Source organism: Acidovorax sp. (genome assembly GCF_027492855.1).
In the GTDB taxonomy this organism is placed as follows: Bacteria; Pseudomonadota; Gammaproteobacteria; order Burkholderiales; family Burkholderiaceae_C; genus Acidovorax.
Genome location: NZ_JAPUDY010000009.1, coordinates 1 through 14,428 on the forward strand (window position 1 = coordinate 1; position 14,428 = coordinate 14,428).

The following is a 14,428-nucleotide window of genomic DNA, read 5'->3' on the forward strand; positions in this document are numbered from 1 at the left end:
CTGGTAGTCCTTGTCGGCCAGGTTGTCGATGCGCGCCAGCAGCGTGTAGTCGCGTGCGATGCGGGTGCTGGCGTAGAGGTTGAACAGCGCATAGCCGCCCAGCACGTTGGTGTTGGCCACGGTGTCGAAGCGGCGGCCCGAGGCCTGCACCTCCGCACCCATGGTCCAACCTGCCAGGCGGGTATCGGCGCCGAAAGTGGCGTGTTGCTTGGCGCGGCGCGCCAACTGCTTGCCGGTGGCCAGGTCACGCGGACGCTGCAGGTCGATGGAGCCGTGCAGTTGCACGTCGCCCACGCGGTGCGTGCCTGCCAACGTCACGCCCTTGTACTCGGCACGGGCCGTGTTGGCATAGCAGCCGAACGGCGATGCACAGGCACCCGCGCCGCCAAAGGAGATCAGGTTGCTTACGCGGTTGCGGAACAGCGTTGCGGAGAAGGTGCTGTTACCTTCGGCGTAGCGCAGCGCCACTTCGGCATTGCGGCTGCTTTCAGGGCGCAGCGTGGCCAGGCCATATTCGCTGAAGCGGTGGTACAGCGTGGGCGCACGGAAGGCCGTGCCCACCGATGCCGTGGCACGCCACTGCGGGGTGATGGCATAGCCATAGGCCACGCTGCCGGTGCTCTTGCCGCCGAATTCGCTGTCGGAATCGTGGCGCACGTTGAGCTGCACCGTGTGGCCTGCGGCGTTGAAGCCATAGCCAAGCGCCAGCGCATCCTGCGAGCGCTTGGCGTCGATCGGCTTGTTCTCCAGGCGGTCTTCGCGGCGCTCCAGCGCAGCAGTGACCAGGTGCGCACCCTGGCGCCACTCGTTCTGGAAGTAGTAGCCACGCAGGCGCGTGTCGGTCAGGTAGGGCGAGGGGCGGGTTTCGTATTCATCGCGGGAGTCGGTGATGGACAGCCGCGTTTTGTAGGCACTGCTCCACTGCGCGCTCCAGTTCAGGCCCAGGGCATGCATGGTGTGCAGGCTGCGGTCGTTCTTGCCCAGGCCGCTGTCGTAGCCGCTGTTGGTGTCGTTGGCCATCAGCGTGCCTTCCAGGCGGTGCACGGCGTTCACCTGCAGGCCCACGCGGGCATGGCCCGCCGTGGTGCGGTAGCCGTCGCGGTCGGGGTTCTGCCCGGCGATAGGGCGGGCATTGAAGCCCTTGCTGTCGTCGCGCGCAAAGCCCAGCGCGTAGTCGAACGTGCCGCTGGCGCCGCTGATGCCGGCCTCTACCTTGGTGGTGTTGTGCGTACCTACGCCTAGCCCCACATAGGGCGCCGTGCCTTTCTCGCCGCGCTTGGTGAAGATCTGCACCACGCCACCCATGGCGTCCGAGCCATACACGGCGCCCGCAGGGCCGCGCAGCACTTCGATGCGGTCGATGAGGCCGAGCGGAATGCTCTCCCATGGCGCACCGCCGGTGGACTGCGAATCGATGCGCACGCCGTCGATATACACCGCCGTGAAGCGCGACTCAGCGCCGCGCAGGAACACCCCCGTGGTGCTCCCTGGCCCGCCGTTGCGTGAGAACTCCACACCAGGCAGGCGGGCCAGCAGGTCAGCCAAGCCGGTGGTGCCGCTGTTTTCGATGGTCTCGCGGTCCACGATGGAGACATCGGCCACCAGGTCGGTGAGCGGCTGCGGCGTGCGCGTGGCGGCCACCACGGTTTCTGCCAGCGATGGAGCGCGCAGGTTCTGGGCCAACAGCAGTTCGCCAGCGGCGGGCGCCGCCTGGGCCATGGCGCTGCAGGCGCCACCGAGCGCCAGGATCAGCAGGGCCACACGGTGGGCAGGCAGGCGCAGCGACGCTGCAGGGCGCGCACGAAGGGTACGGATTTTCATGGGAATCATGGTCAACAAACAACCCGGGCCGGCCTCCCGCCAGCATGTGGGTGATACAGCTGCAGAGCGCCCAAGCGGGCGCACGCAACCACCGTGTTGGCCGGTATCCGGGCTGGCGGAACACCCTCCAATGCCTTCCCATGCGCTTGTTCAAGGCGCTCAGTGGCGTATGGATGGAGAGAGAATCGGATGACTCGTCCGCTGACCGTTGCGGGGGCAGCGCAGGCTGGGCGCGCCATGTGTGGCACATCCTCCCTGCTTCCCGTTGAACTGCGGCATGTGAACCACACCGCGAGCACCAACAACGGGATTTTACGACCGTTTACAACCACCAACCCTACAATCACAGGCTGTATGGCCATACCGTCCCCCACCGACCAGATCGCCGATCGCGTTGAGCGCCTGCTGTTGCGCCACGCAGAACTGCAGCGAACCAATGCCCTTCTCGCGGAGCAGGTCGCTGCGCTGACACAGGAGCGGGACTCCCTTAAATCGCGCCTGAGTGCAGCCCGCTCTCGCGTGGACGCGCTGCTCGAACGTATTCCCGTCGCCGCTGAGCCGCTCACGAAAGAAGCCGAATGAAACAAATCGAGGTGCAGATCCTGCAGCAAAGCTACCTGCTGACCTGCCCCGAAGGCCGTGAGAGCCGCCTGCTGGATGCCGTGGAGCGTGTCGATACCGCCATGACCCGCATCCGCGATGCGGGCAAGGTTCGCGCCCGTGAACGCATCGCCGTGCTGGCGGCCCTGAACCTGGCTTTTGAGATCGCCGACCGCGAGGCCGCCGATCTTGCCGCAGGTGCTGCAGCGCCCCAGGCAGCAAGCCCCGCCACTGCCGCCAGTTCAGGGCAGCAAGAAAGCCTTCTGCCCGACGATGACCAGCAGCGCCTGCAAACGCTGGTGCAGCGCCTGGACCAGGCGCTGGGCGACGACGGCCGCCTGCTCTGACAAAACCCCAGCCCCTTGGCTGGAGATGCCCACTTCGGCAGCAAACCACGCCACACCAGCTTACGGGCTTTACATGGCCCCACGCCCGCAGCGTTGGCGTCCAGCGCCTACAATAAAGACGTCTGCGAAGCCGCCGGGCTTTATATTTCCTTGAACCAATGCTCAACGAGCTCGGGCTTGGTATATCGCCCGGTGAGCGTGATCATCTCGCGTTAGATGAACCCAACGCTTGGCTGCCCTCGCCCACCTGAACCCCCGGTTCAGGATGAGAGTCCGGTGGCATTCGCAGACACCCTCTTCCCCATGCCCCTGCCATCGCACTCCGTCGTTACAGCCGCCCAGGCAGGGCATTGCCTCCCTCTCCCCTTCTCTCTCCTCGTTGCGCCATGCTGGACCCTCTCCTGATCGTTGAACTCGGCGTACTGGGCCTGGCCACCGGCTTTTTGGCCGGGCTGCTGGGCATTGGTGGTGGCATGCTGCTGGTGCCGTTCTTGACCTATATCCTGGGCGCCCAGAAGGTCGCGCCGGACCTGGCGGTGAAGATGGCCATTGCGACGTCGATGGCCACCATCATGTTCACGTCGATCTCCAGCGTACGGGCCCACCACAAGCGCGGGGCGGTGCGCTGGGACATCGTCAAGCGCCTGGCGCCCGGCATCGTGCTGGGCGGGTTCATCGCCAGCCTGGGCGTGTTCGCACTGCTCAAGGGCTCCTTTCTCGCCATCTTCTTCGCCTTGTTCGTGAGCTTTTCCGCCACCCAGATGTTTCTGGACAAAAAACCCGCTCCCTCGCGCCAGATGCCTGGCGGCGCAGGCCAGGTGGCAGCGGGCGGTGTGATCGGATTCCTGTCGGGCCTGGTGGGTGCTGGTGGCGGGTTCGTGAGCGTTCCGTTCATGACCTGGTGCAACGTACCCATCCACAATGCCGTGGCCACCAGCGCCGCGCTCGGGTTTCCCATCGCGCTGGCGAATGTGATTGGTTACGTGATCGGTGGGCAGAACGTGAGCGGATTGCCTGCCGCATCCCTGGGCTACATCTGGCTGCCCGCACTGGCGGTGATCGCCACCTGCAGCGTGCTCACCGCCCCCCTGGGTGCCAAGGCCGCACACAGCCTGCCGGTGAAGCAGCTCAAGCGCGTTTTCGCGTCCTTGCTGTTTGGCCTGGCCGCCTACATGCTCTGGAAGGGCGTAACGGCCATCTGAGCACAAAGGCGCTGCCCCTTTCTGGCCGCGCGCTCAACACACAGGCACAAAACCCTCAGGTGCTGAGCGGCCGGTGCTTGCCTTGCGCCTTCAGCGGCAAAGGCTTGCGCAGCATGGCCCGGAACTTGTCGGCCGGAAGCCCCGGCGCGCACAGAAAACCCTGATAGTGCTCGCACAGCATCTGCTGCAGCACGGCCTGCTGGGTTTCGGTTTCCACGCCTTCCGCCACCACCTCGATATGCATGGCGCGCCCCATGCTGATGATGGCGCTCACGATGGCCCGGTCGCCATCGTCATCGGGCAAGCCGCGCACGAAAGACTGGTCGATCTTGAGTTTGTGGATCGGCAGCTTCTTGAGGTAGGCCAGGCTGGAATAGCCCGTGCCGAAATCGTCAATGGCCAGGCCGATGCCCAGATCGGCCAGCACCCGCAATCGCTGCTCCATCTCCTGCGCATCCTGCAGCAGGATGGTTTCGGTGAGCTCCAGCTCCAGCAGCGTCGGCGGCAACTGGTGCACAGCCAAAAGGCGCGTGATGCGGTCCACAAAATCGGACTGGCGAAACTCCAACGCCGAGACGTTCACGGAGATCATGATGGGCATGCCGCTGTGCATCCACACCGCCGCCTCGCGCACTGCCTGCTCCATCACCCAGGCGCCCAGCGTGACGATGTAGCCGGACTCTTCTGCGAGGGGAATAAACACGCCAGGCGACACCGAGCCGAACTCCGGGTCGGTCCAGCGAAGCAAGGCCTCCGCGCCGGTGATGCGCCCCGTGGCCATGTTCACCTGAGGCTGGTAATGCACGGCCATGCGCTGCAGGCCCAGCGCTTGCCGCATGGCGTGCTCCATCTGCATACGGGCCAGCAGATTGGCATTCATTTGCGGCTGGTAGAAGCCATAGCTGCCGCGCCCACGCTCCTTGACCCGGTACATCGCCGTATCGGATTGTTTGATGAGGTCGTCCAGCGAGGCCCCGTCTTGCGGATACAGCGCAATGCCGATGCTGCACTGGATCGAAAAACCCATGCCATCGAGCATGAAGGGTTTGAGCATGTCGTCCAGAATGCGGCGCGCCACGCTCTCGGCCACCACCGCATCGCCACCATGCAGGTAGATGACGAACTCGTCCCCGCCCAGGCGGCACAGCATGTCGGTCTGCCGCAGGCAGGTCTGCAGGCGCTCGGCCACCAGCTGCAGCACACGGTCACCGAACGGATGGCCGAGCGAGTCGTTAATGATCTTGAAGCGGTCAAGGTCGAGGAACAGGATCGCGAACCCAATATCGCTCTGGCGCGCCCCCTGGATGGCGGTATCCACCCGCTGGGACAACAGCAACCGGTTGGGCAGGCCGGTGAGCACATCGCTATAGGCCAGCTCTTCGATGCGCTTTTGCGCCGCGTGCTGCAGCGTGAGGTCACGCATGAAGCCGATGCTCTGCACCAGACGGCCCTCGTCGTCGCGCAACGCCACCCAAGACAGTTGTACGGCACAGTAGGCCCCGTTGTCGCGGGGAAGCCAAAGTTCCCCCTCCCAGAAACCTTCGTGCGCCCAGCCTTGCTGCACCCGCTCCATGAAAGCAGCGTCCGACCCGCCACCAAACAACGAGGCCGCCATGCAGTTTTCGAAGGTCTTGGCAGTGGGTCCGACGAGACGCTCGCACCCTGGGTTCATGCGCATGATGCGGTGCTGGCTGTCTGCAATAAAAATGGCGTCCAGACTGGACTCGAACACGCGCGCGGCCAGGCGAAGGCTGGCCTGGGTTTCGGTCTGGCGGGTGATGTCCCGGTACGAATAGACACGCCCTACCGGACGGCCCTGGTGAAACTGCGGCACCGAGCGCATCTCCAGCACCGTGCCGCTGCACAGCACCAGGATGTCCGTGCTTTCCTGCATGGGCTCGCGCTCAATGGCGGCCATGCGCTCGGCATAGGCGCGGGCATCGGTCACCTGATCGGCCATGAAGGCATACACGGCGGCATCGTTGCGCTCCAGCAGCAGGTTGCGCGGCAGGCCCCAGAGCTGCGCCAGCCTTTGGTTGAATGCGCGCACGCTGCGGTCCAGGCCACAGACAAGCATGCCGTCGGCGGCAGAGTCCAGCGTGGCACGCAGCTCAGACAACAGCGTTTCCAGCTCGCGCTCGGTCGCGTCCTGGGTGCTGCGGTCCAGCATGGCCAGCATGAAGACCGTGCCCCCTTCTGAGCCCCAGGGCACGCGGGTCACCCGCCGGTCCACAGGCACCAGCACGCCATCGGCCCGCAAAAGGCTGGTGTGGGACTGGATGCCTGCTGCAATCACCTCAGCGGGCTCCGCCCAAAAGGCCTGGTCCTGCGGGGTGGCAGCAAGGCCCAGCACCGATGTGCCGACCATGGCAGCAGCAGATGCCCCCATCAGCCGCTCGGCGGCGGCATTGGCATGCAGTATGTGTTGATGAATCTCATCGACCAGCCACACGGCTTCCTGAAGCCCGTCGAGCCAGCCATGTGATTGCCGGTCGGTCACGAATCTGCCTCTTCAGGGCCAGGACTGACCGCTCTCTCAAAAAAATAACAAATACGCTGCCGTGGCGACAGATAGTCCAGCGCTTCGCGCGGCAACTGCGCGGGTTTGAGGCTGCGCCGGATGCCCAGCTCGGGCACGGTTTCCAGGTCCAGGATGGGTGCTTCATCCTTGGGAACCCGTGAGTCATGGACGATGATCTTGGGCCGCAAGGGACGCGATGAGTTCACCGAAGCCACGATGGCATAACGGTCGTTGACCAGCTGCACGATCGAGCCAGGCGGGTACACCCCCATCATGCGGATGAAGGCCCCCAGCACCACGGAATCAAACCGCGCCTTGAGCTGCGCAAAGATGACTGACAGCGCCTCATGGGGCGTGAGCACATCCACGCCCACGGGGGGGTTGCACATCCGGTCGTACCGGTTGACGAGTGCCAGAACCTGGCTGGCGCGCCCCAGAACCGCACCGGACAATCCGAGTGGAAACCCACTGCCATCCGCCATTTCGTGATGCCTTGCCACCGCAGTGAGCACCGCCTCGGGCATTCCCATGCGCTTGGCCAGCGCCACGGACTCGGCCACATGGGTTTCGTACCGCGACCGCTCCATCAGGGGCATGGAGGGCGTGGGTTGCCGCAGGTTCGGCGGCAGCTTGAGCTTGCCCAGGTCATGAATGAGCGCGGCACTGCCCAAGTCGTGCAATTCCTCGCTCTTCATGCCCAAAGCACGGCCCAACAGCAAGGAAATGACCATTACGTTGATCGGGTGCAAGGCATTGCGCTCACCCACGCCTTCCGACAACAACCGGATGACCGATTCCCCGTTCTCCAGCAGCTCGGAGACACAGCCCGATACCAGCGCCTCGCCCTTGTCGCGAGCCTGCTCGGGGTACTCGGACACCACGCGCTCCAGCACCTGGTATTGCCGGGTGGCTTCCGTGAATCTTTGGTTGCAGGCAGCCAGCGTCCGGTTTTGGATCTCCAGCAATTGGCGCCTTCGCTGGGCCTCCAAATCAACGGCCGCAGGGACGCCTGGGGCATCCAGGCCGTTGGCGGACGGAGAAACCATCTCCGGCACGCTCCAGGCAGCGGGCACCAGCTCTTTGAGAGCGGGGTCGCTTTTTTTGGGGATATACCGTACCTCGGTCAACCCCAGCCCGCGCAACGTAGCGATCTGCTCAGCCGATGCCACCCTGAAACTGCTGGTCGGAAAGGGGTGATGCATCCAACCCACATCGAGCTGGATATACATACCGATCCGCAGTTGGCTGATGTCGATGAGGATGGAAGAGTTCACTTCAAGCGCACGCGAAACATGGCGACATCAATGCCACCAATAGTTACGCAGATTATCACCAGTTCCTGAAGTCTGCCTGAGAAGTACAACGCCTTTGCCGTGATACGACAACAATTTGGCAACATTCTTCAAAAAGGGTAGAAGCCCCAGGGAGGAATGCCCAAAGATGACGCCTTCAACAGAGAAAAAATACCAAAATCCCTACCCGCATCGGATGAAATTTCATTGCGAGAATCAGCGGCACCAAAGCGAAGGCTTGTAGATCAGGTCCATCCAGAGCGCCCAGGCTGCCACCGCGCAAAGCAGGCCGCCAGCGACGCGGGTGCCCCACTCTGTTCGCACCATGTTGAGGCGGCTTCGCAGACGGCTCCATGCCCAAGGGCCACCCACCAGCCACACACCGCTGCCGATGGCAAACAGCGCCATGGTCAACGCGCCCTCCAGGGCACCGCCGCTCAGCGCGGCGACCAGCAAGGCGGAGTACAGCAATCCACAGGGCATCAGAGCCCATAGAACACCGGCCGCAAGAACACCGCCAGGCGCGCCCACCAGCGGCCGAACCCGGCCCCACACCGCACGCCCTGCCTGTTCCACCCAGGCGGGTTGGCGCGACTGCACCATCATCATCAGGCCCCAAGCCATGACAGCAACATGCATCAGGGTCCAAGCCGGGCGCAAGGCCGTGGTCTGTTGGGTAAGCCAAGCCAGGCTGTCCATGGCCATGGCCGCGAGCGCGCCGGCAACGGCATATCCCGCCAGCCGACCCCCGTGAAACATCACAGTGCGCAAGACCTCGCCGCCACGCGGAGCCCAATGCACCACTTGCGTAGGCGTGGCTCCTGCTTCATCGCCTGCGGGCACGCCGCGCGCCGCCCCCTGCCCCACCAGGGCACCACAGGGGGCTGAGCACATGGCCAGGCAATGGGACCCACCAGCGAGTCCCATGAGCAAGGCTGTCCAGGCAAGCGTTGCGAGCATAGGCCTTAGATGATGCGCGAAAACCGGGCGCGGTTGCGATCGGCCTGCAGATAACGGTCGAACACCATGGCAATGCCCCGCACGAAGAACCAGCCCATGGCGGTGACTTCAATGCCTTCCGGCCCCACCCGGACAAGCCCTTGCTCCGCCATGCCTTCGAGCTGCGCAATCTCGGCTGCAAAATACTGCCGCACGTCGATCAGCCAGGCCTGCTCCATGGACTCATACAACAGCTCGCCCTGGCACATCAGGGACATGATCGCAGCGCGGCGCACCATGTCATCGCGCGTGAGCGCCAGGCCGCGCACCACCGGAAGACGCCCTTGGTCAAGGAAGTCGTAGTACTCGTCCAGCGTCTTGGAGTTCTGGCTATAGGTGGCCCCCACGCGGCCAATGGCAGACACCCCAAGGCCAATCAGATCGCAGTCAGGCTGCGTGCTGTAGCCCTGGAAATTGCGATGCAGGCGCCCCTGCCGCTTGGCCACGGCCAAAGCGTCGGAAGGCAGCGCGAAGTGGTCCATGCCCACATAGACATAACCCGCACCCATGAATGCATCCAGCGATCGCGAGAGCATGGACAGCTTGCTCGATGCGGTGGGCAACTCGGCCGGAACGATGCGGCGCTGGGGCTTGAAACGCTCTGGAAGGTGCGCATAGGCATACAGGGCGATGCGGTCCGGCCGCAACTGCGCCACCTGCGCCAGCGTGCGGTCAAAAGACTCGGGGGTCTGGCGTGGCAGGCCGTAGATCAGGTCCACGTTCACCGAATCAAAGCCCAGCGAGCGAGCGGACTCCACCAGCGCAAACACCTGCTCAGCGGGCTGTATGCGGTGCACGGCTTTCTGCACCTCCGCATCGAAATCCTGCACCCCGAAACTCAGGCGATTGAAACCCAGCTCGGCCAACAGCGCCAGCCGATCGGCATTGACGGTGCGGGGGTCCACCTCGATGGAGTATTCCCCACCCGGCGCAAGGGTAAAGCTGCGTTTGAGCATGGCCATGAGCTCGCGCAAACCCGCATCGGACAAGAACGTGGGCGTTCCGCCCCCCAGATGCAACTGGCTCACCACCTGCCCCACGCCACAATGCGCGGTGTGCAGATCGATCTCGCGGCTCAGGTAGCGCAAATAGATTTCTGCGCGATCATGGTGCTTGGTGATGATCTTGTTGCAGGCGCAGTAGTAACACAGAGATTCGCAAAACGGAATGTGCACGTACAGAGACAAAGGCAATGCCTTGGCCACCGAGCCCGATCGGCGCTGCTCCAATGCCAAAACGTAGTCATCCTGCCCAAACGCTTCGACAAAACGATCGGCAGTCGGATAAGAGGTATAGCGAGGCCCAGGTACATCGAAACGACGCAGGAGGTCGGGCGAAACAGCGGTCATGGGGGTGTATCCTTGTAGTCATTCAGACTGTGCCGCACACCGTGCAACCCGTCCTTGACTTGCATCAAGTGATCAAACAGGCCGACCGGCGACAATTTGATGCATGTCAGTCGCCCGATCGCACGCAAAGACCCCATCAGCACTTCGTATCGTGCGCGAGATGCGCGACACCTAACCCCAGTCCATGTGCCTATGAACCCGCTCACCATCAAAGTCGCCTGCTCCAACTGCAACCTGCGCGAGCTGTGCATGCCCGTGGGTTTGAACGAAGAGCAACTGCAGCGTATCGATGAAGTCGTTGCCACCCGCCGCAAGATCAAGCGGGGCGCCACGCTGTTTCGCAACGGCGAGTCCTTTACCTCGCTCTACGCTATCCGCACCGGTTTCTTCAAGACCTGCGTAGCCACCGAGGACGGCCGCGACCAGGTCACGGGCTTTCAGATGGCGGGCGAGATCATCGGCCTCGACGGTATCGTGAACGACCATCACACCTGCGACGCCGTGGCCCTGGAAGATGCCGAAGTCTGCGTCATGCCGTTTGACCGCATTGAAGAACTCTCGCGCGAAGTCACAGCCTTGCAGCACCACGTGCACAAGATCATGAGCCGCGAAATCGTGCGCGAGCACGGCGTTATGCTGTTGCTGGGCAGCATGCGTGCAGAAGAGCGCCTCGCGGCCTTTTTGCTGAACCTGGTGCAACGCCTGCATGCGCGGGGGTTCTCACAGTCTGAGTTGGTGCTGCGCATGACGCGCGAAGAGATCGGCAGCTACCTCGGCCTGAAACTCGAAACCGTGAGCCGCACTTTCTCCAAGTTCGTGGAAGAAGGCATCGTGGAGGTCAAGCAGCGCCATGTGCGCATCCTGGACACCGACGCACTCAAGCGCATCGTGAACAGCCAGCAGGCCTGCCACTGATCTATCTATCTATCTGCAGGCTGCTGCAGGGGTCCCCACCCAGCCATCAGCCCCTTTCATGAGCAGGATTGCGTCTTGCGACAGTCATCGGGCCGCTCGCCCTCAGGCACAGGGCAGCGATTCATTTCGAACGGCGACATGGCCAGCAGCGTGGTCAGCGCGCTGGATGCCATCGTGATGATCCAAAAAGCGAAGAACGCCAGGGTATAAACGCCCTGCCGCGACAGCGCCAAGGGCTGCCCGAACCAGTGCAGATCTTGCGGATCGACCATGGCAAAAACGAGCATCTCCAGCACGCCCGCCATCAAAAAAGCGGGCCATGCAATCCACATCAGGCGTTGCGTCCACATATAGATCCTGTCTCAGGAAGTTGCCCGCGGTGCGGCAGAGCAACCGGGTCGGTTTCGTTGTTTTTTCAACGCGGCTGGTCTTGCGGCGGTGTGGCCGCGTGGTTGCGCCCCTTCATGGCTGGGGCCAGGCTTTTTTCTGGAGTCTCCAGCGTCTTGTTGATCTCGATACCTTGGCGGTAATAGTCCTCGGCGATCACAGGATCTGGCCGCGAAACTGCCAACCACAAGGTCACAAAACCCGCAACGATCACGATGGCTGGTCCGGCGATCACCAACCAGACATGGCCGAACTTCCACCAGGGTGCTGCCGCAGTGGTGTCAATAGCAGGGTTTGAAGGCATGGCAATTAACTCCTCAACAATCGTCTCGGTCAACACAAAAAGCCTGTCATGGCCTCGTACAAGGGGGCCGCTCAGCGCGGCACCAGAAACACAGATTTTTCCGTAACATGGCTGCCAGACCCCAAGGCCTCCACGTCGAAGTGAACGGCATGGGAGCCAGGCGTTGCCGAGCCATAAGGGACTTGCAAACGCACAGCCACCCAGCGCGAATCCGCAGGCCCGATGTCCACTTCGGCGTCGGACGACACCTCCAGCCCCTCCAGGCCGCGCGCGGTGATGCGATAGCGTTGCTCGCCCTCCGTCGCATTCATGATCTGCAGGCGGTAGATGTTCTCCAACTTGCCTCCGGCCACAATGCGCGAGAGCGCAGCGCGGTCGCGCACCACGTCCACCTTGAGGGGCGTGCGCACCACCAGGCTGGCCAGCATGGCTGCACACAAACCCACCAGCACCACGCTATAGATCAATACACGGGGGCGCAACACGCGCCGCAGTATTTGTGACTGGTTCCAGCGCTTGGCCACGCCGTTCTGGGTGGAGTAGCGGATCAGCCCCCTGGGGTAATGCATCTTGTCCATCACGGTGTTGCAGGCGTCCACACACAGACCACAACCGATACATTCGTATTGCAGGCCTTTGCGGATGTCGATGCCCACAGGGCAGACCTGCACACACAGCGAGCAGTCGATGCAGTCACCCAAACCCTGGGCCTTGTAGTCGATGTTTTTCTTGCGCGGGCCGCGCTGCTCGCCCCGCTCGGGGTCATAGGTCACGATCAGCGTGTCCTTGTCGAACATGGCGCTCTGAAAGCGCGCATAGGGGCACATGTACTTGCAGACCTGCTCGCGCATGAAGCCCGCATTGCCATAGGTGGCAAAGCCGTAAAAGAGTACCCAGAAGATCTGCCAACCGCCCTGGAATGCCAGTAGTTCAGCGCCCAGCTCGCGGATCGGCACAAAATAACCCACAAACGTGAAGCCAGTCCACAGGGCCACGGCAATCCAGACGATCTGCTTGAAGAACTTCTTGCGAACCTTTTCAAAGGTCCAGGGGCCGTTGTCCAGCCTCAGCCGCGCGCTGCGGTCCCCTTCGATCTTGTGCTCGATCCACATGAACATCTCGGTATAGACCGTCTGTGGGCAAGCAAAGCCACACCACAATCGCCCCGCCACCGCCGTAAACAAGAACAGCAGCAGCGCCGAGATGATCAGCAAGCCGGTGAGATAGATGAAATCCTGCGGGTACAACACCAACCCGAAGATGTAGAACCTGCGGGCCCCCAGGTCGAACAGCACCATCTGGCGCTGTCCCCATTCAAACCAAGGCAGCCCGTAAAACACGATCTGCGTGAGGAACACCATGCCCCAGCGCCAACGCGCAAACAGGCCGCTGATGGAGCGCGGATAGATCTTCTTCTGCGCTTCATACAGAGAGACGATTTCGCCCTCTGGAGACGCATCGGGCGCGACAGGTGCAATGGGAATTACCTTGCGAGCAGGCTCGCTGGGGGGCTTCATGGTGTCGCTCTACTACTCACGGATACGAAATCGAAAGAACCGGGAGGCGGCTGCAAGGAGCACGCCACCCGCCAGGCTCACCATCAGCGCGCTGCAGCCGCCTGCTTGTTCGACAGGCCCCACACATAGGCCGACAACACGCCGATCTGGGCTTCCGTCAGCTTGCCTGCCTGCGCTGGCATCTCGTTGACCTTGCCGTTGTTGATGATAGCCGTGATCGCCGCCTCACCCCAGCCATGCAGCCAGACGTCGTCCGTCAGATTGGGGGCACCCAGGGCCTGGTTGCCCTTGCCGTCCATGCCGTGGCAGGCGGCGCAGGCCGTGAACTTGGACTTGCCCAGCGATGCGCGCAGCGAATCGTGTGGGCTGCCCGACAGGCTCAGCACATAGTGCGACAGGTTGCGCACGTCGTCCGGGGTTCCCACCGCTGCTGCCATGGGAGGCATGTTGCCAATGCGGCCTTTTTCCAGGGTTTCGCGGATCTTGTCAGGAGCGCCGCCATGCAGCCAATCGCCGTCCGCCAGATTGGGGAAGCCCTTGCTACCGCGAGCGTCCGAGCCGTGGCATTGCGCGCAGTTGTTCATGAACAGACGCTCGCCGATGGCATGGGCTTGTGGGTCAACGGCCACGTCCTCGGGCTTCATGGATGCGAAGCGCGCATACAGCGGCTCCAACTCAACCTTGGCCTTGGCCATTTCGGCTTCATATTCGCCCAACTGCGTCCATTTGAGCTGGCCCGCAAAGCTGCCAAGACCGGGATAGGCGGCCAGATAGCCAAACCCGAAGACGATGGTGATGACGAACAGCCACACCCACCAGCGCGGCAGGGGGTTGTTCATTTCAACCAGGTCCTCATCCCAGACGTGGCCGGTGGTGTTGTCAGTGGTAGCCAAAACCTTCTTGCGGCCAGCCATCCACAGCAAAATGCCGCAGGCGATGATGCCGATCAGTGTCAGCGCGGTCACAAAGACCGACCAGAAATTGCTGGTGAAGTCACTCATGGGGTGTTCTCGTTCTGGTGAAGGTCAATCTTGTTCGAAGGGCAGTTGCGCTGCCTCGTCAAACCGGGACTTGTTGCGGCCCCTGTAGGCCCAGACCCAGATGCCAATGAAGCAAGCCATCGATGCCAGGGTGGCGACGATGCGCATGGTGGTGATGTCCATGGCGACTCTCC

The 14,428-nt window shown here is 62.8% G+C and carries 14 protein-coding genes and 1 riboswitch; of the genes, 4 read left to right on the top strand and 10 right to left on the bottom strand.

Annotated elements, in window-relative coordinates; all coding sequences use genetic code 11:
- On the bottom strand, positions 1 to 1,821 hold a 1,821-nt coding region (locus tag Q0105_RS02505; protein ID WP_298208416.1), incomplete at its 3' end, for a TonB-dependent receptor.
- An 80-nt stretch (positions 1,822 to 1,901) separates the two neighbouring features.
- A riboswitch (cobalamin riboswitch) is annotated at positions 1,902 to 2,139 on the bottom strand.
- A gap of 36 nt (positions 2,140 to 2,175) precedes the next feature.
- Between Q0105_RS02505 and Q0105_RS02510 the strand changes: the two genes are divergently transcribed.
- The 3 genes from Q0105_RS02510 (at position 2,176) to Q0105_RS02520 (ending at position 3,970) form a co-directional block, all read left to right on the top strand.
- Complete coding sequence (locus Q0105_RS02510; protein ID WP_298208463.1) at positions 2,176 to 2,403, top strand: DUF904 domain-containing protein; 228 nt, start codon at positions 2,176 to 2,178, stop codon at positions 2,401 to 2,403.
- Positions 2,400 to 2,768 carry a cell division protein ZapA gene (locus Q0105_RS02515; RefSeq protein WP_298208418.1) on the top strand — a complete coding sequence of 123 codons (369 nt, stop codon included), beginning with the start codon at positions 2,400 to 2,402 and terminating at the stop codon, positions 2,766 to 2,768. The genes Q0105_RS02510 and Q0105_RS02515 overlap by 4 nt, the downstream gene beginning before the upstream one ends.
- A 386-nt stretch (positions 2,769 to 3,154) precedes the next feature.
- On the top strand, positions 3,155 to 3,970 hold the full coding sequence (locus Q0105_RS02520; protein ID WP_298208420.1) for a sulfite exporter TauE/SafE family protein: 816 nt from the start codon (positions 3,155 to 3,157) through the stop codon (positions 3,968 to 3,970).
- A gap of 55 nt (positions 3,971 to 4,025) precedes the next feature.
- On the opposite strand, the gene Q0105_RS02525 is transcribed toward Q0105_RS02520, so the two are convergent.
- From Q0105_RS02525 to hemN, 4 genes are all read right to left on the bottom strand, one after another.
- Entirely contained in the window at positions 4,026 to 6,470 is a 2,445-nt protein-coding gene (locus Q0105_RS02525) for a bifunctional diguanylate cyclase/phosphodiesterase (protein WP_298208422.1), read from the bottom strand.
- Positions 6,467 to 7,765 carry an HD-GYP domain-containing protein gene (locus tag Q0105_RS02530; protein WP_298208424.1) on the bottom strand — a complete coding sequence of 433 codons (1,299 nt, stop codon included), beginning with the start codon at positions 7,763 to 7,765 and terminating at the stop codon, positions 6,467 to 6,469. The genes Q0105_RS02525 and Q0105_RS02530 overlap by 4 nt, the downstream gene beginning before the upstream one ends.
- 234 nt (positions 7,766 to 7,999) lie before the next feature.
- A complete protein-coding gene (locus Q0105_RS02535; protein ID WP_298208426.1) occupies positions 8,000 to 8,743 on the bottom strand; it encodes a sulfite exporter TauE/SafE family protein in 744 nt (247 codons plus the stop codon).
- Positions 8,744 to 8,748: 5 nt separating this feature from the next.
- Positions 8,749 to 10,131 (bottom strand): oxygen-independent coproporphyrinogen III oxidase, encoded by a 1,383-nt coding sequence (gene hemN / locus Q0105_RS02540; RefSeq protein WP_298208428.1) that lies wholly within the window; start codon positions 10,129 to 10,131, stop codon positions 8,749 to 8,751.
- A 192-nt stretch (positions 10,132 to 10,323) separates the two neighbouring features.
- Here hemN and fnr point away from each other — a divergent pair, with 192 nt between their 5' ends.
- Positions 10,324 to 11,046 (top strand): fumarate/nitrate reduction transcriptional regulator Fnr, encoded by a 723-nt coding sequence (fnr, locus tag Q0105_RS02545; protein WP_298208430.1) that lies wholly within the window; start codon positions 10,324 to 10,326, stop codon positions 11,044 to 11,046.
- Positions 11,047 to 11,102: 56 nt separating this feature from the next.
- On the opposite strand, the gene Q0105_RS02550 is transcribed toward fnr, so the two are convergent.
- The 5 genes from Q0105_RS02550 to Q0105_RS02570 form a co-directional block, all read right to left on the bottom strand.
- Positions 11,103 to 11,396 carry a hypothetical protein gene (locus Q0105_RS02550; RefSeq protein WP_298208432.1) on the bottom strand — a complete coding sequence of 98 codons (294 nt, stop codon included), beginning with the start codon at positions 11,394 to 11,396 and terminating at the stop codon, positions 11,103 to 11,105.
- Positions 11,397 to 11,461: 65 nt separating this feature from the next.
- The gene (locus tag Q0105_RS02555; protein ID WP_298208433.1) at positions 11,462 to 11,737 is read right to left on the bottom strand and encodes a FixH family protein; all 276 of its coding nucleotides are present in this window, start codon (positions 11,735 to 11,737) and stop codon (positions 11,462 to 11,464) included.
- 71 nt (positions 11,738 to 11,808) lie between these two features.
- On the bottom strand, positions 11,809 to 13,254 hold the full coding sequence (gene ccoG, locus Q0105_RS02560) for a cytochrome c oxidase accessory protein CcoG (RefSeq protein ID WP_298208435.1): 1,446 nt from the start codon (positions 13,252 to 13,254) through the stop codon (positions 11,809 to 11,811).
- An 83-nt stretch (positions 13,255 to 13,337) separates the two neighbouring features.
- Positions 13,338 to 14,255: a cytochrome-c oxidase, cbb3-type subunit III gene (ccoP, locus tag Q0105_RS02565; protein WP_298208437.1), complete on the bottom strand. Its 918-nt coding sequence runs from the start codon at positions 14,253 to 14,255 to the stop codon at positions 13,338 to 13,340.
- Positions 14,256 to 14,279: 24 nt separating this feature from the next.
- Positions 14,280 to 14,417, bottom strand: coding sequence for a cbb3-type cytochrome c oxidase subunit 3 (locus Q0105_RS02570; RefSeq protein WP_063461825.1), 138 nt, complete (start codon positions 14,415 to 14,417; stop codon positions 14,280 to 14,282).
- Positions 14,418 to 14,428 lie beyond the last annotated feature (11 nt).